Raw genomic sequence first — 24,536 nt, 5'->3', positions numbered from 1 at the left:
GGGCGGGAAGGGCCTCTGACAGGATGACCGCATGAGCTCCCACCCCTCCCGCGGCGTCCTGGTCACCGGCTCCTCCCGGGGCGTGGGGGCCGCAGTGGCCCGGGCCTTCGCGGCGCGGGGCGACCGGGTCGTCGTCCACTACCTCGGCAGCGAGGCGGCCGCCCACGAGGTATGCCGCTCCCTCCCCGGTGACGGGCACACCGTCGTGCAGGCCGACCTCGCCGACCCGGACGCCGTCGAGCGGTTGGCAGACGAGTCGGTCGACGCCCTGGGCCGGGTCGACGTCCTGGTGAACAACGCGGCGATGCTCGCCGCCCCGTCGGAGGGCGGGAGCCGGCGCGGTGACCACCCGCTCGAGGAGACGTCATACCCCGAATGGGTGGAGATCTGGCGGCGCACCCTGGAGACCAACCTGCTCGGCCCGGCCCACCTGACCTGGCAGGTGGCCCGCCACATGATCGACGTCTCACCCGCGGACGGCGTCCCCGTCGGCCGCATCGTCAACGTCGGCAGCCGCGGCGCCTACCGGGGCGAACCGGACATCCCGGCCTACGGTGCGAGCAAGGCCGGCCTGCACTCCTTCGGCCAGTCCATGGCGCAGCGGCTGGGTCGGCACGGCATCGCGGTGACCTCGGTGGCACCGGGCTTCATCGAGACCGAGATGGCCGGGTATGCGCTGGCCGGGGACCGAGGGGCCGCCACGAAGGCGCAGAGCCCGTTCGGCCGGGTCGCCCAGCCCCACGAGGTCGCCGATGCCGTGCTCGCCCTGGCCGACCCGCGGGCGGAGTGGGCCTCCGGGGCGGTGCTGGACCTCAACGGCGCCAGCCACCTGCGCTGACACCCCGCCGGACCGTCGTGGTCAGCCGTCGACGGCGCTGTCCGCGGTCACGGCCGTGCCGGCCGGCCCGTCGTCAGCGGACCGCTCGGACCGCAGCATGTGGAGCAGGTCGATGCCGGTCTGCGACTTCAGCTGCTTGGCCAGCTCCTGCACCCCGGTCGAGACCTGGCCGGAGAGCCGGGAAGCCCCGTCGCGGTCGATGACGGTGATGTCGTCGATGCTGCCGAGGGCGTCGGCGTAGGGCTGCGCCATCTTGGGCAGCGCGTCGAGCACCATCTGCAGTCGTGCCGACTCGGGGAAGGTCTGGTAGGCGTCGGCCTCCGCCTTGATCGCGGCACCCCGCGCCTCACCCTTGGCCCGCTCGGCCGCCGCCTCGGCCTCGCCGCGCGCCTGCACCCCGTCGGCCTCGGCGCGGGCCTTCGCCAGCGCACCCTCGGCGCCCCGCTGCTGCTCCACCAGCGCGGCCTCGGCGCGCGCCCGGAGGGCCGCGGCCTCGGCGTCGGCCTGGGCCGTCGTGCGCTGGGCCTCGGCCTCCGCCTTGCGGATCGCGGTGGTCTTGGCGGCCTCGGCCTCCTGCTCCGCGGCATACTTGCGGGCGTCCGCCTCCTGGGCGGCCTCGTACTTGCGCGCCTCGGCCGGCTTGCGGACCTCGGTCTGCAGCTCCTGCTCGCGCAGCGCCGCCCGGCGCTGGGCCACCTGCTCCTGCTCGACGAGCACCGACTGCTGCGCCTCGGCCTCGGCGCGCTCCTGCGCCGCCCCCGCCTCGGCCTCGGCCGTAGCGGTCTCGCGGGCGATCTGCGCGTTGCGCAGCGCGAGCGCCTTGTTGGACTCCGCGATCTGCACGGCGGACTCGTTGGAGCGCTCGGTGCTCTCCTGCCGGGCCTGCGCCTCGGCGATCTCGGCGTCGCGGGCCACTGCGGCGGCGCGGGGACGGCCCAGGTTGCGGATGTAGTCGCCGGAGTCCTCGACGGTCTGGATCTCGAAGTTCTCCAGGATGAGGCCGCGCTCGGCCAGCATCGGCACGGCGATGTCCTTGACCTCCTTGGAGAAGTCCTGGCGCTCGTAGAGGATCGACTCGACCGTCAGCGTGCCCGCGATCGTGCGCAGCACACCGACGAGCACCTCGCTGGTCTGCTGCTCGATGACCTGCTCCTGGCTGCGCCCGGCGAAGCGCTGCGCCGCGGCGCGCACCATCCGCTCGGTCCCCCCGACCTTGACGACGGCGATGCTGCGCAGGGTGACGCCGACACCGCTCTTGGTGGTGGCGTCCTCGGCCGTGACCGGGAAGCTCTGGGAGGCGAGGGACAGCCGCGCCACCTGCTCGAAGATCGGCTTGACGAAGGTGCCGCCACCGATGACGACCCGCTGGCCGGACAGGTCGGTGGTCTCGTCGCCGGTCTCGGGGTTGATGACGGGGGTGCCGCTCTTGCGTCCGGTGATGATGAGCGCCTCGTCGGGGGTGGCGATCTTGAACCGCACCTTGGCGTAGACGAAGGCGACCATCCCCAGGACGACCAGGACGATGACGACGAACGCGACGATCAGGACGGGACCGGCGAGATCCATGGGACTCCTCAGGTATGACGTGTGGTCCAGCGGGAGGGCTGCCGGCCCGTCACGGACGCGGATCCCCCGGGGCGACCGTCCCGTCAGCCGTCACGACGTCGGGCGGTTCCCTTCCACCCTATCCAGGCGCCGGGCCACGACGGGGCAGGTCAGCCCGCCAGTTGCGGCCTTTCAGGACCCGGCGGCCGCCAGCAGCGCCAGGCTGGCCTCGACGATCTGGTCCTGGGCCGCCTCGCGGGTGACTCCCGGCGTCCCGTCCCCGGGCTGCTCGCCGTAGTCACCGAAGAAGGCGTGCACGCCACCGGGGATCTCGACCACCTCGGTGCCCGGCGGCAGGTCCGGGCGGCTCGCCTCGATGTCCGCGGGCGTGGCCAGCCCGTCGTTGCTGCCGAAGATCGTGCTCGCGGCCAGGTCGTCGCGGTCGCTGAGGTCACCCAGGGGATAGGACGCCCACAGGACCAGGCCGTCGACCTCGGCCGGGTAGTCCTGGGCATACGCCGAGGCCACGACGCCACCGAGGCTGTGCCCGCCGAGGCTCCACCGCGACACGTCCGGGTGGTCCTCGATGATGCCCTCCGGCGCCCCGAGCGCGGTGAAGCCGATGTCGAAGGGCTGCTTGACGACGACCACGAGGTGGCCCTGCGCGGCGACCTCCGTGAGCAGCGGCAGGTATGCCCGTGGGTCGACCCGCGCGCCCGGCTGGAAGATCAGCCCGTCGTCCGGCGCCGCCCCGGTCGGTGTGAGCGTGATCCGACCGGCCGAGTCGGTCACGTCCACGCCCGCGTCCCCGGACATCAGGCCGGTCGCCTCCGGGCTCGCGGGGAAGGGTCGCAACCACGCCAGGGCGCCGACCACGAGGACCGTCACCAGGGCGAGGGCGACACGGCCGAGCACGCGGAGCCATCCGGGCGCCCGCGCCCGACCTGCCCGGCCGCGCGCTCCGCGCACCGCCAGGACCAGCAGGGCCAGCCCGGCGAGGCCGACGACGGTGACGGAGACGAGGTAGGCCGGGTGGCCGGCCAGCAGCACGCCCGCCCGGGTCAGCCAGATCCAGGCGGCCACCACCACCGCGACGAGGCCGAGCACCGCGTGGAGCCAGGCCACGCGGCGGACTTTCCTCGTGGTCACCTGGCGATTCTCGCGCCCGGCAGGACCCTGGGCAAGGTTGTGCACCGTAGGCGTGCTTCTCGACGGCCTCCGCCGTGCATACCCTTGCCCAGGTGTCTCAGGGCAGGCCGGCCAGCCGGCCCAGGGCGGCGGCGACCGCCCCGGCGACCACGACCACGAGGAAGGGCGCGCGCAGGCGCAGCGCCACGACCGCGGCGGCCAGCGCGAGCAGCCGGGAGTCGAGGACGACCCGCTGCCCGTCGGCGACGGTGTTCATCATGACGAGCGACGCGAGGAGCCCGACCGTCATGCAGGCGGAGATCCGCATGAGCGCTGGGGACGCGAGCACCCGCTGGGGCACGAGGTAGCCGCTGAGCTTGGTCAGGTAGGCGAGCGCGCACGCGCCGAGGATCCACAGCCACAGGGTCATGCCGGCTGCTCCGTCGCGAGCTCGCGGTCACGGCGCAGCCGCCACCAGCCGATGCCGGCGGCGACCGCGGCGGCCACGAGGATCGGCACGCCCGGGGGGACCAGGGGTATGCACAGCACCGTCACCACCGCGCACACCGCGGCGATCGCCCAGGGCTCGCGCGAGCGGAGACGGGGCCAGAGCAGCCCGAGGAAGGCGGCCACCGCCGCCCCGTCCAGGCCCCAGCGCTGGGGGTCGCCCAGCGCCTCGCCGGCCAGCGCGCCGACGAGGGTCATGAGGTTCCATAGCAGGAAGATGCCCACGCCCGCGACCCAGAAGCCGCGCCGCTGCTCCTCGGCGTCCTCCTGGGCCAGCGCCGTGGCGGTGGACTCGTCGATGGTCACCTGCGCCGCGGCGAGCTTCCACCAGCCCCGGGGCCGGAGCAGGGCGTTCATCTGCATCGCGTAGACCCCGTTGCGCAGGCCGAGCAACGTGGACGCCCCGGCGGCCGAGGCGGGCGACCCGCCACCGGCGACGACGCCAACGAAGGCGAACTGCGACCCGCCGGAGAAGGTGAGCAGGCTCAGGGCGCAGACCTCGAGGACGCCGAGCCCGCTCGCCGTGCCGAGCGCACCGAAGGAGATGCCGTAGGCACCCGTGGCGACCGCGATCGACAGGCCGGCCCGGGTGGCGGGGCTGTTGCGCACGGTGGCGGCCAGGCTCATACGGCTAGGATGCAGAGCATGAGCAGCGTTCGTCAAACCGAACAATTCGGCCACGATGAAGAACGTGGTGCCGCGATCACCCGGCTGGCCGCCGCCGTGCGCGCCGAGCGGGAGCGCGCGGGGCTCAGCCTCTCCGAGCTGGCGCGGCGGGCGGGCCTGTCCAAGTCGACCCTCTCCCAGCTCGAGTCAGGACGGGGCAACCCGGGCGTGGAGACGGTCTGGTCGCTGGCCACGGTCCTGGGGGTGCCCTTCTCGGCGCTCATCGACCCGCCCCAGCCGGAGCGCGCCCTGGTGCGCGCCGGTGCCGGCGACCCCACCCGCTCGGACCTGGCGGACTACACCGCGCTGGTCCTCTCGCACAGCCCGCCGCACGTGCGCCGCGACCTCTACCGCATCGACGCCGAGCCGGGCGCGGTCAAGGTCTCGGTGGCGCACGCGACCGGCACGGTCGAGCACGTCGTCGTCATCACCGGACGGGCCCGGGCCGGCACCCGGGACGATCCCGAGGACCTCTCACCCGGGGACTACCTGCGCTACCCCGGCGACGTGGAGCACCTCTTCGAGGCGCTGGAGCCCGGGACGAGCGCGGTCCTGGTCTCGCAGCAGCGCTGACGGGGCCGGAGGCCGCCGGAGCGGACCTCGGTGGTCAGCAGCGACGGGCGCCGGCGTCCCAGCCGAGCACGCCGGTCCCGCCGGCGAGCCGGGAGAGCCCGATGCCGAGGGAGGAGTAGGCCTCGTCGACCGCGCTGGTGCGGCAGGTCTTGCGGGTGAGCAGCAGGGGCGCCTCGCGGTCGGCCGCGAGCTGGGTGCCGGCGACCGCGTCGACCGGGGCCGAGCCGGAGGCCACGACGGCGCTGGAGGCCTCGGGGAAGGCGTCCTGCGCGACGAGGGCGCTCGTGGTGTAGCGGTTGGTGCCGCCGATCCGCTCCACGCTGGCCCATGGCAGCAGCTCCTCGGCCTGCCGCACGACGGAGTTCTCCACCGCGCCGGTCCCGCCGAGCACGACGACCCGTGCGGGCTGCATCTCGGCCAGCCGGGCGGCGGTCACCGTCGTCAGGTGCCCGGGGTGGGTCAGCAGCATCGGCGCGTCGGTGTGCGCGGCCGCGGCGCCGCCGCCCAGGGCGTCGGCGAGGTTGCTCCCGCTGGCCAGGTAGACGGTCCCGCCGGTCCACCGCTGCTCGCGGCTGAGCTGGACCGCGGTGTCGTAGCGGTTGGCCCCGGCGACCCGGCGGACGGCATACCCCTGCTGCCGCAGCGAGCGCTCCACGCCGGGCGAGACCGCCGTCTCCCCGCCGACGACGACCACCTCCTCGGTGCCCAGGTCCTCCAGCGCGTCCAGGGTCGGGCCGGGGACCCCCTGGGTCCGGGTGAGCAGCACCGCGGAGCCGGTGCGGCTCGCGACCGGGCCGACGCCCAGCGCGTCGGCGATCTCCGCGCCCTGGGTGAGGTATGCCGTCCGCGCGCCGTGCACCGCGGCCTCCTTCGCCAGCCCGGCCGCCACGGCGTAGCGGTCGGCCCCGCCGATCCGCTGGACCGCCGAGCGGTCCTGCTGCTGCTGGGCGGCGACCTGGGAGCGCAGCGTGCCGAAGAGCTGGTAGAGCCGCCAGCCGGGGCAGCTCGTGGCGTAGACGTCCCGGTGGCCGTGCAGCACCGGGAGCCGGCGGGTCCAGTCGAGGTACTCGTTGGTGTAGGTGACGGTGCCGTTCACGTCGGCCCCGTGCTGGTCCAGGGCCCAGGCGGTGGTCACCGCGAGGGCGCCGAGCTCGGCCTGCGGGACCGGGCTGATCTCGTGGTTGCCCAGGCTGCTGAGGCCGAACCAGTCGGCGTTCATGCCGTAGGAGTGGGCTCCCTGCACGTTGTTCTCGAGCCCACCGGAGCGGCCCTCCCAGGCGCGGCCGTATCGGTCGACCAGGGCGTTGTAGCCGATGTCGCGCCAGTCCAGCGTGCGCGCGTGGTAGTTGTAGATGGAGCGCAGCATGGCCGGCACGTCCTGCGGCTCGTAGTAGGCGCTCGTGGCCGTGTGGTGGATCGTCACGCCCAGCTTCGGGCGGGACAGGACCGGCCCGGAGCTGGGTATGAGCTCCATGTCACCGGCCCAGTCGGCGCGCCGCCCGATGATGACGCCCTCGTTGCTGGCGTCGGTCGTGGGCATCGACTCGACCTGGGCGACGTCGGCCGCCGTGACCTTGCTGGTCCAGGTCTCCACCGTCGCCTGCTGCGCCTCCTGCGACAGCTCGACCTGGACCCGGTCCGCCTCGAGGACGACCGCGGCCTCGGTCCCCCACTCCCCGGAGCCCTGCATGTCCGGCCCGGTGGCCACCCCCTTCTCCAGCGGCGTCCACTCGCCCCACGCCTGCCCGTCGTGCAGCCGCATGCGCGCGCCGGAGTCCGCGTCGCCGGACCAGCGCAGCCCGACGACGCTGACCTCGCGGGGGTCGAGCGCCACCGTGCCGCGCAGCACGTCCGCGGACTCGGCCGAGGTCGCCGTGGCCACCGGCTCGAGGGCGACCGAGCGGTGCTCCGCCCCGTCGACCGTCTCGTCCTGGGCGGCGACGGCCAGGGGTCCGGCGGGCACCACGATGGCTGCCGCGGTGAGGGTGGACAGCAGGAGACGACGGAGCGAGGGCATGGCGGAACTCCTTGACCGGAGGGACGCCCGGCCGCGGCGTGACATTCAGGGGGACGGTGTCACCGTAACCTCAGGAACCCCAGAAGATCACTACTCTTTGCCAAACCCATACCTTGTGATCTGCACCGATGCCGTTACTGCAGGAACGCCGCCGGGTCGAACTCGTCGATCGGGATGATCCGCAGCCGGGGCAGCGTGGTGTTGAAGGCGCGGGTGTCGTGCTCGAGGTCGAAGAACTCCATGCCCTGCTGCACGAGCTGGTGGAAGCCCGAGTTGCGGAACTCCTCGAAGGCGATGAGCCCCACCCGGCGCTCGCCGTCCAGCAGCGGCGTCACCGCCTCGAGGAAGTCACCGTCGTGGCTGACGAGCATGACGTCGTCCGGCCGCTCGTGCAGCGCCTCCAGGGTGCGCTGGATGGCGATGTCCACGACCTTCTCCTCGGCCGTGCCGGAGAGCGGGACCGGCGTGTAGCCGAGCGCGCGCAGGGCCTGCACGAAGGACATCGGCAGGCCGCTGCTGGCGTTGAGGAAGAACAGGCCCCGGGCGTCCTGCCCCCAGGTCTCCTGGGTGAAGGTGAGCAGCCGGTCCCACCGTGGCCGCTCCTCGGGCTGCGGGCGTCGTCCGAGGATGGAGTTGCCCAGCGTGGCGTCGATGTTCTCCCCGTCCACGAGGAGGTAGGTGAGCTGGCCCATGGCGGGACCTCAAGCTTTCTGTCGATATATCCGATTATTCGTAGACGAGCTTCTGCGGGCCCGGGAAGATCCACGACAGGCCGTCCCGGAGCCGGTCCCGCCAGTTCTCCCAGGAGTGGCCGTCCCGGGACTCGACGTACTGCACCCGCGCCCCGGTGGACTCGAAGACCGGCACCATCGAACGGTTGGGCACGATGAGCGGCTCGTAGACGCCGCAGGTGATGAACATCCGCTCGGCGACCCGCTGAGGGTCCTCACGGTAGCGGTTCATGAACTTCACGACCGGGTCGAAGGCCGGCCCGCCGCCGTGGTCGGACCCGATGTCGGTGAAGACGAAGGACCCGGACTGCAGGAAGAGGTTGTCCCACACGCCGGGGTCGCGGGCGGCCGCGGACAGCGAGGCGACCGCGCCGAAGCTGGCCCCCATGAGGCAGCGGGCGTCGGCACGCCGGACGACGGGCAGCTTCTCCTCGACCGCCGGGAGCAGCTCGGTGGTGAGGTGCCGCGCGTGCGCCGCCGAGTTCGGGTACTCCTGCAGCCGGTCGCCGGGGTTGGAGAAGACGACGATCGTCTCGGCCATGTCGAGGTCGTGGATGAGGTTGTCGAGCACCGTGCGCATCGCCGCGTAGTCGAGGTAGTCGTCCCCGTCGTGGACCACGAGCAGCGGGTAGTGGCTGCTGCGTCGGAACCGCGCCGGGAGGTAGACCCGGTTGTGGGTCTCGCGGCGCAGGGCCTGGCTCCGCAGCGGCAGCTCGACCAGCTCTCCCGGGCGGGCGTCCGGCTGGGGCAGGACCCAGGGCGGCGTCTCGTAGCCCGCCGCCTGGCAGACGCTGGAGGAGCCCACGGGGCTGTGCGCCACGTGCGGGTTGAGCGGGTCGTTGACGGTCTCGACGGCCTCGCCGACCCGCACCTCGATCTGGTACTCCACCCGCGAGGCGGCGGGCAGCTCGATCGTGACGTACCACAGCGGCGTCACGCCCTCGGGCACGTCCAGGCGCTTCATCGGCACGTGCTGCGGCTGGTTGACGATGCGGTGGCGGACGGCGACCGCGTCGGCCTCGCCGCGGTAGAGGAAGGTGCACTTGGGGCCCTCGACGACCGGCACCTCGTGCTCGTCCAGGAAACGGGTGATGACCGCCTCGTCCAGCCTGCGTGAGCGCAGCGCGTTGATCGCCAGCTTGCCCTTGTGGCGCGGCGGAGGCGGGTATGTCTGGGGCTGGCTCACGAGCGCTCCTCACCCGGACGAGGGTCGGCCGGGGACGCCTCGCCGGCGCCGGCGGCCCGGTACCGGACCGCGCTGCCCTGCGGACCGAAGACCCGCGCGGCCTCCGGGACCCGACCCGCGGGGGTGAGGTCGACCCGGTCGCCGGGGTCCAGCGGCAGCGGGAGCCGGGGGTGGCACCGGCTGACCAGGGTCTGCATCCGCGGCGGGTCGCCGACCGCCAGCCGGTCGGACGCCGAGGGCAGGGCCACCAGCCCACGGGTCAGGCCCAGGCCGTCCATGAGCATCTCCGCGACGCCGGGCGCGATGACCGCGTCGTCGTAGAACAGCATCACCCGCTCGGTGAGGGCCATGGCCCCGGCACCCCAGGCGATGACCGGGCGGCGGACGCGGGCATGGAGCCCGCTGGGGTCGTCGGGATCGGCGACCGGCTCGGCCAGGACCGGGGCGAGGTTGAACATGTGCAGCGTGCCGAGCAGCACCCCCACGTGGCCGCCGGTGATGACCACGGCGTCGCACCCCTCGACCAGCCGGCCCACCTCGGCGCGACCGTGCACGACCGCGTCGCGCTGCTCGGGCAGGTGCCGGGCGTAGAACTCCTGGTGCAGCTCGGCGACCCGGCGGACGTGCCGCTCGTCCAGGTCGCGCATGACCCCGAGCACGTCCTCGACGGCCATCCGGTGGATCCGCGGGTCGCGGGGCTCGTGGCCGCGGATCCGGGTGAGCGCCTCCACGGCGTGCTGCAGGCCGATGACGTAGAGCTCCTGCAGCTCGGTGAGCACCGCCCGTCGGGCCCGGTCGGCCTGCTCCAGCTCGGGGTCCTCCGCCCAGATCTGCTGCATGCGCTGCCACAGGCCGAGGTTGACGCAGCTGCCGCCGAGCTGCTCCACGAGCAGGGAGTCGTCGTGCTCCCGGTCCCGCCAGCCCGCGGTGATGGTCGCGACGCGTGCGCCCTCCAGCCCGAGCGAGGACGCGACCTGGTCCAGCTGCGGGTGGCGCTGCGGGCCGAGCAGGGTGATGCGGGGCCCGGAGGGCTGACCGGGGTCGGCGGCGTGCAGGTCGGCCTCAGCCGGCATGGACGTGCACCGTGCTCCCCACGTCGTCGAGCATCCCCCGCAGCACGTCGAAGTCCGGGTGCCGCATCCGGATCCACGCGTTGGCCATGAAGCCGGCCTCGACCGGCTGGGTCCCGGTGCCGGCGACCGGGACGTGCGCGTCGATGATCCACCGGCCGTAGCGGTTCTCGATGTCCTCCAGCCCGCTGTAGCCGGTGATGACGCCGTCCCGGTCCGGGCGCAGCGACACGATGCCCGCGCTGTGGCTGCGGCTCGCGTGCTCACGCACCTCGCCGTGCACGATCGACTGGGCCCAGGCGGCATACACGTCCATGTCGTTGGCCGCGCAGTAGAGGTCCCAGCAGCCGACCCCGGGCGGGCGGCAGCCGATCTCGGAGAACTTCAGCCCCTTGGGCCCGTGGAACCACTCCATGTGCGTGGCGGAGGTGCCGATGCCGAGCGCCTCGTTGACCCGGTGCCCCATCTCCCGGATCTCGGCGTAGAGACCACCCCCGTCGATCCGGTTCGTGGCCACGAACTGCGGCGAGATCCAGCGGGTCCGCATCGCCTCGAGCACGCCCGGGAAGTAGTGCGAGGCGAAGTCGACGGCGATCCTTCCGTCGATGGAGACGGTGTCGTAGAACCCCTCGTGCCCCTCGATGAACTCCTCGACCGCGATGGAGGAGTAGCGACCCATCCGGTCCAGCGCCGCGGCGAGCTCGGTGTCGTCGTCCACCCGCACCGTGTCCGCCGCGCCGGCGGCGTCGCGAGGCTTGAGGATGATCGGATAGCCCACGCGGGCGGCGAAGTCGCGCACCTGGTCGGCGTCGTCCGCGCCGGTCGAGGCGGCGGTGGGGACACCGGCTTCGCGCAGCGCCTCCTTCATCGACGGCTTGTCGCGGCACAGCCAGGTGGTGCGCACCGAGGTGCCCGGTATGCCCAGATCCTCCCGGACGTGCGCGGCGACGAGCTGGTGGGACTCGATGGTCGACTCCAGCCGGTCCACCCACACCATGCCCTGGACCCGGCGCACCGTCTCGGTCATCGCGTGGCGGTCGGTGACCGAGCCCACCTGCTCGTAGTGCACCATCCAGGACTTCAGCTGGTCGTCCAGGTAGTCCAGGGGGGTCTCACCTATACCGATGACGTTGGCCCCGGCCTCCGCCAGCGCCCGGGCGAACTCCCGCTGGTTCTTGGGGAAGTGCGGCTCGACGAGGACGATGTTCACGGGTCCGAGCCTGCCACATCCCGGCGGTCCGCGGGAACGTGACGTCGGGAGGTCAGCCCCGGCGGGCCAGCTCGTCGAAGGCGCGCGCGACGACCTCGGCGTAGACGTGCATACCGTCGATGTCGGGGTGCACCTGGTCGCTCTGCAGCACCTGCGGCTGCTGGCTGATCGTCTCGTTCCACGTCCCCACGACGGCGTGGGGGTAGTCGGCGACGACCGACCGGATCGTCTCGTTGGACTTCTCGGTGAAGGACGCCTGGACGTAGAGGTCCATGACCACGACGTTGCGGTCCGGGCCGAAGGTGTCGAGCACCGAGCGCAGCGCCTTCTCGTCGACGCCCGCGTTGGTGCCGAGGTGGAGCACGACGTTGTCGCGGACCTCGCCGGCCTCGACGGCGGCGGCCACGAGGTCGGTCGCCCCGGACCACTGCCGGTTGGACTCGGCGAGGTAGGAGGTGCCCGGGAAGCGGTAGGTCAGGCCGTCGGCGCTGGTGACGACGAGGGAGTCGCCGATCGCGGTGAGCTCGTCGCCGGGGGGCACGAGCAGACCCTCCTCGTCCGGGCGGAAGGTGGACCCGTTGACCTGCACCTCGCCGGGGGAGGGTGCCGCCTGCTGCTCCGCCTCGTCCTCCGCGTCCTGCGCGGCGTCGTCGTCGCTGCTGCTGTCGGTGCTGTCGCCGGTGCCCTCCTCGGCGTCCTCGCTCGCCCGCTGCTCCGTCTCGTCCTCGGCGGGAGCGCCACCGAGCGCGACGCCGAGACCGGTGGCGTCCCGGCCGACGGAGGTGGTCTGCGCGGGCGGGGAGCCGGCGCTGCCGGAGTCGATGCGGGCCTGGGACTCCTCGATCTGACGCTGCGTCGCGGACTTCTCCGGTGCGGTGGCCAGTGCCACGACCGTGCCGACGAGCAGGAGCGTGAGTCCCCCGGCGACGATGCGTGGCAGCCTGCTGCGGTGCCAGCCGGAGGTGAACCACCGGCCGACGTCCCCGAGGCTGGCGCGGATGCCGCGACGGCGCACCGGGGTCTCGAGCGCCCGCCACGAGACCTCGGCGAGCACGAGGGTGACGGCCAGCGCGCTGAGCAGCACGGCGGCGCCGCGTGCCGTGCCGGCGGCATACGGCACGAGGGCACCGGCGATGACGAGCACCGGCCAGTGCCACAGGTAGATGCCGTAGGAGCGGCGACCCAGCCAGACCAGCGGCGGCAGCGACATGGCACGCCGCCACGGGGAGGGCGCCTCGAGCAGGCCGGCGATGAGCACGACGGTGGCGACCGAGGCGAGGGCGATCCCGCCCCGGAAGGTCAGGGCGGATCCTTCGCTGCCCCAGCGCGTGAGGGCGGCCAGGGTGAGCAGCGCCGCCAGGACGGCGGGACCGCGTACCCGTCGCCAGATCGGGCTGCGCAGCCCGGCGCGGTGGGTGGGGTCGGCCCAGGCGAGGGCCAGGGCGGCGCCGCCCATGAGACCGACGAGGTGGGTGTCGGTGCCGTAGTAGACGCGGGTGGCGTCCTCGCCGGAGGTGAACAGGACGGCCATGAGCAGCGTCGAGGCCAGCCCGACCCCGGCCACGGTGGCGACCCGGGCGCGGGTCCCCGGGGCGAAGGCGAGCACCACGACGAGGGTGAGCGGCCACAGCAGATAGAACTGCTCCTCGACCGCCAGGCTCCAGAAGTTGACGAAGAGGATGGGGCTGGTGCTGTGGAAGTAGCTCGAGCCGGCCGCGATCTCCAGCCAGTTGCTCGTGAAGGTCAGGGCACCCACGGTCTGACGCCCGATCCCGACCAGCAGGTCACCACCGACGAGGCGGGCGGCCACGACGCTGACGACGACGACCGCGAGGAGCGGGGGCACCAGCCGGCGCGCCCGCCGGCGCCAGAAGTTCAGCAGGTCGACCCGCCCGCGGGAGTCGATCTCGCGCAGCAGGAGCGTCGTGATGAGGAAGCCGCTGACGACGAAGAAGACGTCGACCCCGAGGAAGCCGCCGGGGAGGGCGGCCGGGACGAAGTGGAAGGCCAGGACCGCGAGGATGGCCAGGGCCCGCAGCCCGTCCAGGCCGGGGATCTGACCCGGCCTGGGGTCGACCCCGCGGGGCCCGCGGCCGCCGCGGCGCGGTCGATGTCGAGCGCCGGGGGTGCGGAGGGTGTCGTCCGTCGAGGTGGGCGGTGCCGGGGGCAGTGAGACGCGGGAGGGAGGTGTCCCGGGATCCAGGAGCGCGCGTGGCGAGGGGTGGGTCGCCGGCTGCGGGCTGTCACCGGGGTCGAGGTCGGCGTCGGGGCGCGGGGAGGAGGCGGGCACGGACACCTGACGCACACCTTCCTCTCGGCCACCGGCGCGGTGCGACCGTCGCCGTCCTCAGACTAGGGCGGGCTGGTGGCCTGACCAGGGAGGACGGCGGCGTGTCTGCACAACGTGCGGTCGCCAGACAACGCGCGAGGCGCCCACCGTGCCGGTGGGCGCCTCGTGCGCTGGTGCGGGTGGGATCAGGCCCGGGTCGGCTCCTCGTCGCCGCCGTCCTCGTCGGCGTCGTCGGAGGCGTGCGGAAGGGCCTCCGAACCGCGGGACTGGGCGGCCTGGATCTCCTGGGTCGGGGACTCGCCCTCGCCCTGGTCCTCCACGGAGCTCGGCGTGTCGGTGCCGAGCTCGTCGATCTGCTCGGTGTCGAGCATGCGGGGCGAACCGTCGTCGGCCAGGGACGGCGCCTCGACGTCCGAGGCCTCCGTCGAGCCGGTCTGCTCGCCCTGGGTGCTGTCCGTGCTGTCGTCCTGAGCGTCGTTGCTCGTGGTCGTCTCCCTCTCGGTGGTGGTGGACCCAGCCGTGGCCGCCGCCGCACCGGTGGTCGTCGCGGGCGCGGCGGTCGCCGAGGAGGTGGACGCGGACGGGGTGCTGCTGCCGGCCCACGGGTCCCGCTGGCCGTCCTTGCCGGCCCACGGGTCCGCGGCCGGGTTCTGCTGCTGCGAGAGCCACCAGGCGACGCCGGCGCCGACCGCCGCGAGGATGCCGAGCGCGATGAGCTTGCCGCCCTTGCGGCGGCGCGGCTTGGGGGTTCCGGTGACCTTGGCCACGACGCCGTCCTCCTGGGCGAACAGCCGGTCCTTGCCGGACTGGACCTCACCCAGCATGTCCTGGATCTTGGGGAGCAGCTCATCGTTGATGAGGTCGCGCACGTGGTCGATGGTCGGGGCCAGCCCGGCGACGCCCTCCTGCGCCCGCGGCACGGCGGCGTCGATCCCGTGGTCGACGCCGGCCATCGCACGGTCGCGGGTGGTCGCGGCGAGGCCGGCCAGCGCGGCCGCACCGGCTCCGGCGCGGGCGGCGGCCGCCTCGCCCAGCGGGCCGGTGTCGCGCGCCCGCTGCAGAAGCTCGGAGCCGTGGTCGCGCAGGGACTCGGCCGCGTGACCCCCGTGCTCACGCAGCGCCTCGGCACCGTGCTCGCGCCACGACTCCGACTGCTTGCGCAGGGAGTCGGCGGCGTGGCCGCCCTGCTCGCGCCAGGACTCCGACTGCTTGCGCAGGGTCTTGGCGGCCTGCGACCCCTGGCTGCGGGCCTCGCCGGCGAGCTTGGAGGCGCGCTCCGTGGCCATGCCGCTCAGCGCAGCAGCGCGGCCGCCGGCCTTCTCGCTCTGCTTGTCCAGGGCCTTGCCGCCGTGCTTGCGGGCCTTGCTCGCCGCGTCGCGGGCGGCGCCCGCGGACCTGCTCGCCGCGGCACGGTCCTTGCTGGCGGCCTTGAGCGCCTTGGCCCGGGCCTTCTGGGCGTGCCGGCGGCCCGAGGTGTCGTCCTTGGGGGCGGTCACCTCGGCCAGCGTGGCCAGGACGGCCGCACCGAGGTTGCGGGCGCCCGAGGCGGCGCTGGAGCCGGCCGCGGTGGCGTCCTGCCGGGCTTGGCTGGCCTGCGCGGCGGCCCGCTCGGCATCGGTCTTGAAGAACACGTGCTGTCCCTCCTGTTGTGGGTCTGGTCCCATCCTGCACTGTCCTGCCGACGAACTCCACTCACCCCGCCGCCCGCGCGGGCAGCGACGCGGGCGGCATACCGACCGTGCGAAACTGGAGGGATGAACGTCACGCTGCACACCAACCACGGCGACATCGCCCTCGAGCTGTTCGAGCACGCGGCACCCAAGACGGTCGCCAACTTCACCGGCCTGGCGACCGGCGAGAAGGAGTACTCCGACGACGCGGGGCGCACCAACCCGCAGCCCTTCTTCGACGGGCTCGCCTTCCACCGCATCATCCCGGGCTTCATGATCCAGGGCGGCTGCCCGCTCGGCGAGGGCTTCGGTGGCCCCGGCTACACCTTCGACGACGAGATCAGCCCGGACCACAACTTCAGCCAGCCCTACATGCTCGCCATGGCCAACGCCGGCAAGCGCATGGGCAAGGGCACCAACGGCTCGCAGTTCTTCATCACGGTCGAGCCCACCACCTGGCTGCAGGGCAAGCACACGATCTTCGGCGAGGTGGCCGACCAGTCCTCCCGCGACGTCGTCGACGCCATCGCCGCGGTGCCGACCGGGGCCGGCGACAAGCCGGTCGAGCCGGTCGTCATCGAGCGGGTCAGCGTCGAGGGCTGACCGGCCCGAGGCCACCGTGACCGGCCCCGCGGCAGCCCAGCCCCCGGAGGACACTCGCGGCAGCGAGCACGGGGGGCCTCCGGTCTGCCCGCGTCACCCGGACCGCACCTCCTACATCCGCTGCCAGCGGTGCGAGCGCCCGACGTGCCCGGACTGCCAGCGGCCGGCCGCGGTGGGCGTGCAGTGCGTCGACTGCGTGCGGGAGGGGTCGCGCACCCAGCCCGTGGCGCGCACCCGCTTCGGCGCGCCGGCGCAGTCCGGGCGGCCGGTGGTCACCTGGACCCTGCTCGGCCTGTGCGTCCTGGTGTATGTCGGCCAGCTCGCCAACCCCCTGGTCACCCGCGAGCTCGCCTTCGTCGGCGTCTGGGCCGGGGTGGAGCCGTGGCGGATGCTGACCACGGCCTTCGTCCACTCCCCGCAGAGCCTGCTCCACATCCTCTTCAACATGTACATCCTCTTCGCCTTCGGGCCGGTGCTGGAGCAGGCGCTGGGCCGGGCGAAGTTCGCGGCGACCTACCTGCTGTGCGCCGTGGGCGGGTCGGCGGGGGTGCTCCTGCTCGCGAGCCCGGACCCGGGGTGGCGGGTGCCCGTGGTCGGCGCCTCGGGCGCGATCTTCGGGCTGCTCTTCCTCTTCGTCGTGCTCGCCCTGCGGCAGGGCACGGTGCCGACGAGCCTGCTCGTCATGATCGGCATCAACCTGGCGCTGCCCTTCTTCGTCGGTGGCATCGCCTGGCAGGCGCACGTCGGGGGCGCGATCACCGGCGCCGCGGTCGGCGGGCTGCTGGTGCTCACCTCCGCGACCGGGCGCTCCCCGGAGGCGGTGCGGCGGCGGGCGCTGGCCTGGCCCGCGCTCGCCGGGGTCCTGGTCCTCATCCTGCTGCTGTCCGGTCTCCGGCTGTGGCAGGTCATGGGGCCGGCCGCCTTCGGCTGGGCCTGAGCGGCATACCGGAGCCCGAATCACACGGGTGTGGTTATCCCCACGCTGGGGATGACCTGTGGACAACTAGCGCCAGCGGGTCGCCATGCCGAAGCCGATCATGATGAGGCCCATCCCGATCCCGAGGTTCCAGTAGCGGATCGAGCCGACCGGCCACTGGCCCCCGGTGATGTAGAAGATCGCCACCCACAGGACGCCCACGATCATGAGGGCGCACATCACCGGCACGAACCACGAGGGGTTGCCCGGCAGGCTCTGGGTCTGGGGGCTGGTCTGGCTGGTGCGTTCGGCGCGCTTGCGCGCACCCTCTCGGCCGCGAGACTCGGGCACGTCCGTCTCCTTCGTGGTGGGAGTGGTCAGGATATACGCCCGATACCCTGGGTCGTGATGACCGATGACGTGGGCGAGGGGACCGCGACGGCGCGCCGTGGGCGGGTCGTCGGCGTGACGGCGGTATGCCTGGCCGCCGGGATGCTCTTCGGCACCAGCGCGTCGCTGGCCCGGGAGGGGGGTGGCGCGCCCGCCGACCTCGTCGACCTCATCACCGAGCGGGACGCCCAGGTGCAGGACCTCACCGGCCGGGCGGACGACCTGGCCGACGAGGTGGAGCAGCTGCGGGCCGAGCAGGCCTCGAGCGTGGCGTCGCTGGACGCGCGCCGTGCCGACGAGCTGGCGCTCGGGGTCGGCGCCGCGGCGGCGCAGGGGCCGGCGGTGGGCGTCACCCTCGACGACGCGGGCTACAGCCTCGACACGCTGCCCGAGGGCTACTCGGTCGACGACGTCGTCGTGCACCAGCAGGACCTGCAAGGGGTCGTCAACGCCCTGTGGGCCGGCGGTGCGGAGGCGATCATGGTGCAGGACCAGCGCATCGTCTCGACGAGCGCGGTCCAGTGCGTCGGCAACACCCTCTACCTGCAGGGCCGGGTCTACTCCCCGCCCTACACCGTCACCGCCATCGGGGACCCGGAGGCGCTGCGGTCCTCGCTGGCGGCGGACCCGGTGGTGTCGACCTACCGGGACTGGGCGCAGGCCGTGGGCCTGGGCTACGACGTCGAGGACCTCGGCGAGACCGAGCTCCCGGCCTATGCCGGCGCCGTCCGCCCGCAGCACGCGAGCGTCGTCCGGCCCTGACGCAGACCCCGGCGCGGTCGCCGAGGGTCGCCGGCGCTAGTCGCCCTCGTCCCCGTCGGCCGGCGGGTCCTCCGGCGGACCGGGGTCGGTCGGCTCGGGGTCGGTCGGGACCGGTCCGATCGTCGGGTCCTCGCTCTCGGTGGGCTCCTCGGTCTCCGTCGGCTCGTCGCTCTCGGTGGGCTCGTCGGTCTCCGTCGGCTCCTGCGTGGGCTCGGACGTCGGGGTCGGCGTGATCGTCTCGGTGATGACCTCGGTCGCGGTCTCGGTCTGCACCGGCTCGGCCGCCACGACGAGGTCGACGGTGCTGCCCTGGGCGACCGTGTCGCCGGGCTCCTCCGACTGCTCGAGCACGGTGCCGGGATCCGCGTCGGCGGTGCGCCGCGTCTCGATCTCCCACTCCAGGGTCTGCGCGTCCAGGAGCAGCACGGCCTCGTTCTGGTCCCGGCCCACGACGTCGGGGACCTCGACGTCACCGCTGGAGATGGTCAGGACGATCTCGTCGCCCGGGTCGATCTCCTCTCCCTCCTCGGGGTCGCTGGAGACGACCTGCCCCTCCTCCCAGTCCGGGTCGTCGGACTGCTCGGACTCGCCGCGCACGTTGGTGAAGCCCTCCCGCTCGAGCAGGTCGCGGGCCGCCTGCTCCTCCAGCCCCTGCAGCCGCGGGATGGTCTGCGCCTCCGGGCCGGCCGAGACCGTGAGCGTCACCTCGCCGCCGCGCTCCAGCTCACCGCCCGGGGGGTCCTGCTCGACGACGACGCCGGGGTCCTCGTCGCTGTTGCGCTGCCGGACGTCGTCGGCGACGGTGAAGCCGGCCGCGGTGAGCGTGGTCCGCGCCTGCGCCTCGGTGCTGCCCACGGTGCTGGGCACGACGAGCATCTCCGGCCCGTCGTCACCGTTCGGCCCCATCACCTGGAAGAGGACCCAGGCGACACCGGCCAGCGCGACGGTCGCCAGCGCCCCCAGCAGCAGGGCGGCGCCGGGGTGCCGTCGTTCGCGCACCGGCATCTCGTCGGTGCGCTCGAAGGAGTCGTCCGCGCCGGCGGCGGCGAAGATCCCGGTCGGCTCCCCCGGGTATGCCTGCGGCTCGCGCCCGCCTCCCACCGGGACCGCCTGGGTCGCGGCGGCGGAGGGCCGGGCGGACGCCACGGCGGCCCCTGCCCCGGCAGCGGCGCCCAGGCCGAGCACGCGGTCGTAGGTCGACTGCGCCTCCGCGGAGACCGGCTCGTCGGCGCGGGCGGCGTTGAGGTCGGCGCGGAAGGCGCCCGCGTCCTGGTAGCGGTCCTCCGGCTTCTTCTCCAGGGCGTGCAGCGCGATCGCGTCCAGGGCCGCGGGCAGCCCGGAGCCGTGGGTCGAGGGGGCCTTGGGTGCCTCACCGAGGTGCTGGTAGACCAGCGACACCGGGTCGCCCTGGAAGGGTGTGCGCCCGACGAGGAGCTCGTAGAGGAGGCACCCGACGGAGTAGAGGTCGGAGCGCCCGTCGACGTCCAGCCCCTGGGCCTGCTCCGGCGAGAGGTAGCGGGCCGTGCCCATGACGGCCTGCGTCTGGGTCATCGTCGCCGCGGTGTCGGCGATGGCGCGGGCGATGCCGAAGTCCATGACCTTGACCGCACCGGCCGCGGTCACCATGACGTTGGCGGGCTTGATGTCGCGGTGCACCAGGCCGCGCTCGTGGGCATACTCCAGCGCCGAGAGGACGAGGCCGGTGATCCGCGCCGCCTCGTCGGGCTCGAGGGTGCCGTGCTCGTTGAGCAGCTCGCGCAGCGTGCGGCCCTCGACGAGCTCCATGACGATGTAGGGCACCTGCACCGTGGCCCCGCCGGACTCGGTGACCGACTCCTCGCCGGAGTCGAAGACGCCCACGATCGAGGGGTGCGAGAGCCCGGCCGCCGACTGCGCCTCGCGGCGGAAGCGGGAGAGGAAGGAGGAGTCGCGGGCGAGGTCGGTGCGCAGGACCTTGATCGCGACCGGGCGACCCAGCCGCAGGTCGTGACCCACGTGCACGTCGGCCATGCCGCCGCGGCCGATGAGCTCGCCGAGCTCGTAGCGACCGCCCAGCACCCGGGGCTGCCTCTCGGGCGGCGGGGTGGCCTGCGTGGGGTCGTCGGTCATCGCTCCACTCCCGCCTCCAGCATGGCGCGCGCCACCGGCGCCGCGACCTGGCCACCGGTCTCGCCCACCCAGTTGTCCGTCGCCGACTCCACGATGACCGCGACCGCGATCTGCGGGTCGTCGGCGGGCGCGAAGCCGGTGAACCACGCGTGCGCGGCACCGTTCTCGCCGAACTCGGCGGTGCCGGTCTTGCCGGCCACCTCCACGTCGGGCAGCGCCGCCGCCTGGCCCGAGCCGCGCTCCACCACCGAGGTCATCATCTCGGTGAGCTGCTCCGCGGACTCCTGCGACACCGCGCGCGAGCGGGTCCGGGGCTCGGCCCGCTCGATGACCTCGAGGTCGGAGCCGCGCACCTCCTCGACGAGGTAGGGCGTCATCGTCACCCCGCCGTTGGCGATGGCGGCCGAGATCATCGCCACCTGGAGCGGGGTCTCCCGGACCTCGAACTGCCCGATGCCGGTCAGCGCGAGCTGGGCGTCGTCCAGCTCGTCGGGGTAGATCGAGGGCGTCACGCTCATCGGCACTTCCAGCGGCTGCCCGAAGCCGAAGGCCTCGGCCTGCTCGCGGACCGCGTCGGCGCCGAGCTCCCCGGCGAGCCAGGCGAAGGAGGTGTTGCACGAGACCTGCACCGACTCGGCCAGCGTCGGGCGCCCCTCGGGGTCGCAGGCCGCGCCGCCGAAGTTGGGCAGCTCGGTCTCGGTGCCGGGGAGGGTATACGTCAGCCCGCCCTCGAGCTCGGTGTCCGGGGTGTACTCACCGGACTCCAGCGCCGCGGCGGCGAGGACCAGCTTGAAGGTCGACCCGGGCGGGTAGAGGTCGCCACCGATGGCGCGGTTGACCAGCGGCTCGGCGGGGTCGTCGGTGAGCGCGGCGTAGGCCTCGTCCACCGCCGCGAGCTGATGGCTGGACAGGGCGTTGGGGTCGAAGCTGGGCTTGCTCACCATGGCCAGGATCTCCCCGGTCTGGGGGTTCAGCGCGACCGCGGCACCCCGCCGGTCGCCCAGGGCCTCCGTGGCGGCCGCCTGCACCTCGGGATCGATGGTCAGCTCGAGGCTCGCGCCGGAGACCGGCGTGCCGGTGACGACGTCGGCGAGCCGCTGGTAGAAGAGGCTGTCGTCGGTCCCGGCGAGGACCGCGTCCTCGGCCCGCTCCAGCCCCAGCCCCGCGCCGTAGGTGAAGGAGTAGTAGCCGGTGACGTGGGCATACCGCTGCGCCTGGTCGTACTGCCGCAGCCACTCCAGCTCGTCGTCGGTCGGCTGCGAGCTCGCGATGGGGGTGCCGTCGACGAGGATCGCGCCGCGGTCCCGGCTGTAGTTGTCGATGAGGGTGCGGCGGTTGCCCGGGGTCTCGCGCAGGTCCTCCGCCTGGACGAACTGGATCCACGTCGTGGACACCAGCAGCGCGGTGAACATGGCGAAGACGACCAGGGCGAGCCGTCGGATGGGGGTGTTCATGCGCTTGCTCCCTCCCGCTCGGCGGCGTCGATGCTCGGGTCCTGGCGGCGCTCGGAGATGGGGCGGCGGGCGTGGTCGCTGATCCGCAGCAGCAGCGCGACGATGATCCAGTTGGCGAGCAGCGAGGAGCCGCCCGCCGAGAGGAACGGCGTGGTGAGGCCGGTGAGCGGGATGACCCGGGTGATGCCGCCGACGATGACGAAGACCTGGAGCGCGACCGTGAAGGAGAGCCCGACCGCCAGCAGCTTGCCGAAGCCGTCCCGGGAGCCGATCGCGGTGCGCAGGCCGCGCTCCACGAGCAGGGCGTAGAGCAGCAGCAGGGCGAACAGCCCGATCATGCCGAGCTCCTCGCCGAAGCTGGCCACGATGTAGTCGCTGTTGGCGTAGTAGGTGATGTAGGGGAAGCCGCCGCCCAGCCCGGCCCCGAAGATGCCGCCGTGGGCCAGGCCCATGAGCCCCTTGGCGACCTGGTCGGACTGGTCCGGGGCGAAGGGGTCGAGCCAGAGCGTGACGCGCGCCTGCACGTGGTCGAAGAGCCGCCAGGCGAGGACGCAGCCGGCGAGGAAGAGCGACAGCCCGATGACGATCCAGCTCGTGCGCTCGGTCGCGACGTAGAGCATCGCGACGAAGAGGCCGAAGAAGAGCAGCGAGGAGCCGAGGTCGCGCTGCAGCACGAGGATGAGGACCGAGAGGATCCAGATGACCAGGATCGGCCCGAGGTCGCGGGCCCGGGGGAACTGCAGCCCGAGGACGCGGCGACCGACGAGCGAGAGGGCGTCGCGGGTGGAGACGAGGTAGCCGGCGAAGAAGACGGCGACGGCGATCTTGGCCAGCTCGCCCGGCTGGAAGCTGAACGGCCCGATCCGGATCCACAGGCGCGAGCCGTTCACCGTCTCGCCGATGACCGGGAGCATCGGCATGAGGAGCAGCACGAAGCCGAGCGCCATCGCGATGTAGGTGTAGCGCCGCAGCACCCGGTGGTCGGGCAGCAGGACGAGCACGGCGGCCGCGATGGCCATCGCCAGCCCGGTCCACAGCAGCTGCCGGCTCGCCACCCCGTCGGTGCCCCCGGCGGTCTCGACGAGGTCGATCCTGTGGATCATCACCAGACCCAGCCCGTTGAGCAGCGTCGCGAGCGGCAGGAGGAGGGGGTCGGCATACCGGGCCCGGGCGCGCAGGACCACGTGCAGCCCGAGCGCGAGCGCCGCGAAGATGCCCACGTGCCACCAGACGTCGGTGGGGAGCGCGCCCTGCGCCGTGAGGTTGACGGTGAGGTAGGAGAGGGTGACGACGCCGACGGCCAGCACGAGCAGCAGGAGCTCGATGGTGCGTCCGCTGCGCACCTTGAGGCTGGTGACGGTCGACGGGGTGGGGGTCGTGGTGCTCACGGGCATCCCTCCGGCCACACGACGGTCGCGGTCGGGGCGGCATCCTCGGCACCGGTGGGTTCGGTGCCGGGGCGTGTGGCGTCCGTGCCGCCCAGGGTGCTGCCGCCCAGCTCGAGCGAGTCCTGCAGCAGGGCGCGCGCCGGACCCGGGTCCTGCTCGCTCGCGGACCGCTGCGCCTCGGCGAGGCTGTCGGCCGTCACGGTCTCCATGTCGTCCGGGATCTGGGTCGTGGTCGAGCCGTCCGGCAGGAGCACGGTCGGCACGCAGGGCGCCGCGACGAGGGCCCGCAGGTCCTCCACGATCCGCTCCGCGCCGTCCTGGCCGTCCGCGGACAGGGTGCCCTGCACCCGGCGCTGGTAGTAGTAGGGCAGCTCCTCGACCGGGAGGTCGGTCTGCTGCTCCGCGGTGGACAGGCTGATCGGCCCGAGGTCCTGGGAGATGCCGCGGTAGATCGTGACCATGCCGTCCTGCTCCCCCACGTAGTACTGCTGCTGGCTCCAGGTCCAGCCCGCCCAGCCGCCGGCGACGAGGACCGCGAGCACGGCGACGGTGATGCCGGCCAGGCGCAGCGCCCGGACCCACGGCCGGCTCTGCTCCTCCGCGAGCAGCGGTGCCTCGTCCACGGTGGAGACCCCGGAGGCCTCCCGGGTGAGGGCGGCGGCCTTCTCCGCGGGGCTGAGGTGGCTGAGCGGGCGGTTGCCGCGGCGCTCGCTGGCGGCGCCCACGACCTGGGGCTTGCTCGTGCCCTCGCCGGGGGAGACCGCGTCGGCGACGACGACGGTGACGTTGTCCCGGGTCGAGGCGCGCAGCGCGGTGTGGACCAGGGCGTCCGCGACCTGGCCGGGGGTGCGGTCCGGCTCGGCGAGGATCTCGGTGACGACCTCGGTGGAGACGTAGTCGGTGAGCCCGTCGCTGCAGATGAGCACCCGGTCCCCGTCGCGCAGCTCGCGCAGGGACAGGTCCGGGTGGTCCTCGGGGCGGCCGGTGAAGACGCGGGTGACGAGGGACCGCTGCGGGTGGTGCTGCGCCTCCTCCTGGCTGATCCGCCCCTCGTCCAGCAGCTTCTGGACGAAGGAGTGGTCGGTGGTGATCTGGGTGAGCCGCCCGCCGCGCAGGAGGTATGCCCGGGAGTCGCCGATGTTGGCGACCGCCAGCTTGGTGTCGACCCGGAGCATCGCGATGCAGGTCGTGCCCATGCCGTCGGAGTCGGGGTAGACCTCCATGACGTCGGCCAGCCGGTTGTTGGCCTCGCCCAGCGCCTGCTCGAGGATGTCCAGGGCGTCGTCCGCGCCGTGCGACTCGCCGTCGAGGTGCACCAGCTCGCCGACGACGAGGGAGGAGGCGACGTCGCCCGCGGCGTGCCCGCCCATCCCGTCGCAGAGGACGAGCAGCTCGGGCCCGGCATACGCGGAGTCCTCGTTGCGGGCCTTGCTGCCGAGGCCGATGTTGGTGCGCGCGGCGTAGCGCAGGGCGAGGGCCATGG

22 protein-coding genes are annotated in these 24,536 nt (G+C 73.4%); 5 read left to right on the top strand and 17 right to left on the bottom strand.

What is annotated here, in order from left to right; genetic code table 11:
* Window positions 1–31: 31 nt before the first annotated feature.
* Window positions 32–838 (top strand): SDR family NAD(P)-dependent oxidoreductase, encoded by an 807-nt coding sequence (locus SGUI_RS09445; protein WP_066639232.1) that lies wholly within the window; start codon window positions 32–34, stop codon window positions 836–838.
* 21 nt (window positions 839–859) lie between these two features.
* On the opposite strand, the gene SGUI_RS09440 is transcribed toward SGUI_RS09445, so the two are convergent.
* The 4 genes from SGUI_RS09440 to SGUI_RS09425 form a co-directional block, all read right to left on the bottom strand.
* On the bottom strand, window positions 860–2,404 hold the full coding sequence (locus SGUI_RS09440) for a flotillin family protein (protein WP_066639229.1): 1,545 nt from the start codon (window positions 2,402–2,404) through the stop codon (window positions 860–862).
* Between the two features lie 171 nt (window positions 2,405–2,575).
* Complete coding sequence (locus tag SGUI_RS09435) at window positions 2,576–3,532, bottom strand: alpha/beta hydrolase (protein ID WP_157621794.1); 957 nt, start codon at window positions 3,530–3,532, stop codon at window positions 2,576–2,578.
* 97 nt (window positions 3,533–3,629) lie between these two features.
* On the bottom strand, window positions 3,630–3,941 hold the full coding sequence (locus SGUI_RS09430; protein ID WP_066639226.1) for an AzlD domain-containing protein: 312 nt from the start codon (window positions 3,939–3,941) through the stop codon (window positions 3,630–3,632).
* Window positions 3,938–4,645 (bottom strand): AzlC family ABC transporter permease, encoded by a 708-nt coding sequence (locus SGUI_RS09425; protein ID WP_066639223.1) that lies wholly within the window; start codon window positions 4,643–4,645, stop codon window positions 3,938–3,940. Before SGUI_RS09425 ends, SGUI_RS09430 begins: the two co-directional genes overlap by 4 nt.
* 18 nt (window positions 4,646–4,663) lie before the next feature.
* On the opposite strand from SGUI_RS09425, the gene SGUI_RS09420 reads away from it, so the two are divergent.
* Entirely contained in the window at window positions 4,664–5,257 is a 594-nt protein-coding gene (locus tag SGUI_RS09420; protein WP_066639220.1) for a helix-turn-helix domain-containing protein, read from the top strand.
* A 34-nt stretch (window positions 5,258–5,291) separates the two neighbouring features.
* On the opposite strand, the gene SGUI_RS09415 is transcribed toward SGUI_RS09420, so the two are convergent.
* From SGUI_RS09415 to SGUI_RS09385, 7 genes are all read right to left on the bottom strand, one after another.
* Complete coding sequence (locus SGUI_RS09415; protein ID WP_066639215.1) at window positions 5,292–7,274, bottom strand: cell wall-binding repeat-containing protein; 1,983 nt, start codon at window positions 7,272–7,274, stop codon at window positions 5,292–5,294.
* 134 nt (window positions 7,275–7,408) lie between these two features.
* Complete coding sequence (locus SGUI_RS09410) at window positions 7,409–7,966, bottom strand: NYN domain-containing protein (RefSeq protein ID WP_066639207.1); 558 nt, start codon at window positions 7,964–7,966, stop codon at window positions 7,409–7,411.
* A 34-nt stretch (window positions 7,967–8,000) separates the two neighbouring features.
* Window positions 8,001–9,191 carry an alpha/beta hydrolase-fold protein gene (locus tag SGUI_RS09405; protein ID WP_066639205.1) on the bottom strand — a complete coding sequence of 397 codons (1,191 nt, stop codon included), beginning with the start codon at window positions 9,189–9,191 and terminating at the stop codon, window positions 8,001–8,003.
* A complete protein-coding gene (locus SGUI_RS09400) occupies window positions 9,188–10,264 on the bottom strand; it encodes a type 1 glutamine amidotransferase family protein (protein WP_066639203.1) in 1,077 nt (358 codons plus the stop codon). The genes SGUI_RS09405 and SGUI_RS09400 overlap by 4 nt, the downstream gene beginning before the upstream one ends.
* Window positions 10,254–11,471, bottom strand: coding sequence for an ATP-grasp domain-containing protein (locus tag SGUI_RS09395; protein WP_066639201.1), 1,218 nt, complete (start codon window positions 11,469–11,471; stop codon window positions 10,254–10,256). The genes SGUI_RS09400 and SGUI_RS09395 overlap by 11 nt, the downstream gene beginning before the upstream one ends.
* A 52-nt stretch (window positions 11,472–11,523) precedes the next feature.
* Window positions 11,524–13,776 (bottom strand): acyltransferase family protein, encoded by a 2,253-nt coding sequence (locus SGUI_RS17820; RefSeq protein ID WP_083190599.1) that lies wholly within the window; start codon window positions 13,774–13,776, stop codon window positions 11,524–11,526.
* 170 nt (window positions 13,777–13,946) lie between these two features.
* A complete protein-coding gene (locus SGUI_RS09385) occupies window positions 13,947–15,392 on the bottom strand; it encodes a hypothetical protein (protein ID WP_066639197.1) in 1,446 nt (481 codons plus the stop codon).
* 123 nt (window positions 15,393–15,515) lie between these two features.
* Here SGUI_RS09385 and SGUI_RS09380 point away from each other — a divergent pair, with 123 nt between their 5' ends.
* Window positions 15,516–16,034: a peptidylprolyl isomerase gene (locus tag SGUI_RS09380; protein WP_066639195.1), complete on the top strand. Its 519-nt coding sequence runs from the start codon at window positions 15,516–15,518 to the stop codon at window positions 16,032–16,034.
* A gap of 111 nt (window positions 16,035–16,145) precedes the next feature.
* Here the strand turns inward: SGUI_RS09380 and SGUI_RS18040 are convergent, their stop codons facing one another.
* On the bottom strand, window positions 16,146–16,310 hold the full coding sequence (locus tag SGUI_RS18040; RefSeq protein ID WP_237141316.1) for a hypothetical protein: 165 nt from the start codon (window positions 16,308–16,310) through the stop codon (window positions 16,146–16,148).
* Between SGUI_RS18040 and SGUI_RS09375 the strand changes: the two genes are divergently transcribed.
* Window positions 16,303–16,971, top strand: coding sequence for a rhomboid family intramembrane serine protease (locus tag SGUI_RS09375; RefSeq protein ID WP_237141315.1), 669 nt, complete (start codon window positions 16,303–16,305; stop codon window positions 16,969–16,971). The genes SGUI_RS18040 and SGUI_RS09375 overlap by 8 nt on opposite strands.
* A gap of 66 nt (window positions 16,972–17,037) precedes the next feature.
* Here the strand turns inward: SGUI_RS09375 and SGUI_RS09370 are convergent, their stop codons facing one another.
* A complete protein-coding gene (locus SGUI_RS09370) occupies window positions 17,038–17,301 on the bottom strand; it encodes a cell division protein CrgA (protein WP_066639193.1) in 264 nt (87 codons plus the stop codon).
* A 57-nt stretch (window positions 17,302–17,358) separates the two neighbouring features.
* On the opposite strand from SGUI_RS09370, the gene SGUI_RS09365 reads away from it, so the two are divergent.
* On the top strand, window positions 17,359–18,102 hold the full coding sequence (locus SGUI_RS09365) for a DUF881 domain-containing protein (protein WP_066639190.1): 744 nt from the start codon (window positions 17,359–17,361) through the stop codon (window positions 18,100–18,102).
* A 36-nt stretch (window positions 18,103–18,138) separates the two neighbouring features.
* Here the strand turns inward: SGUI_RS09365 and pknB are convergent, their stop codons facing one another.
* The 4 genes from pknB to SGUI_RS09345 are packed head-to-tail and all read right to left on the bottom strand — an operon-like array spanning window position 18,139 to window position 24,534.
* Complete coding sequence (gene pknB, locus SGUI_RS09360; RefSeq protein ID WP_083190597.1) at window positions 18,139–20,211, bottom strand: Stk1 family PASTA domain-containing Ser/Thr kinase; 2,073 nt, start codon at window positions 20,209–20,211, stop codon at window positions 18,139–18,141.
* Window positions 20,208–21,665, bottom strand: coding sequence for a peptidoglycan D,D-transpeptidase FtsI family protein (locus SGUI_RS09355; RefSeq protein WP_066639187.1), 1,458 nt, complete (start codon window positions 21,663–21,665; stop codon window positions 20,208–20,210). Before SGUI_RS09355 ends, pknB begins: the two co-directional genes overlap by 4 nt.
* The gene (locus tag SGUI_RS09350) at window positions 21,662–23,059 is read right to left on the bottom strand and encodes an FtsW/RodA/SpoVE family cell cycle protein (RefSeq protein ID WP_066643146.1); all 1,398 of its coding nucleotides are present in this window, start codon (window positions 23,057–23,059) and stop codon (window positions 21,662–21,664) included. The genes SGUI_RS09355 and SGUI_RS09350 overlap by 4 nt, the downstream gene beginning before the upstream one ends.
* Entirely contained in the window at window positions 23,050–24,534 is a 1,485-nt protein-coding gene (locus SGUI_RS09345) for a PP2C family protein-serine/threonine phosphatase (RefSeq protein ID WP_066639179.1), read from the bottom strand. Before SGUI_RS09345 ends, SGUI_RS09350 begins: the two co-directional genes overlap by 10 nt.
* Between the last annotated feature and the right edge of the window lie 2 nt (window positions 24,535–24,536).

The organism is Serinicoccus hydrothermalis, assembly GCF_001685415.1.
GTDB classification, from domain to species: Bacteria; Actinomycetota; Actinomycetes; order Actinomycetales; family Dermatophilaceae; genus Ornithinicoccus; species Ornithinicoccus hydrothermalis.
Note: the sequence above shows the minus strand (reverse complement) of the source record. Positions and strands in the feature narration are given on the sequence as shown.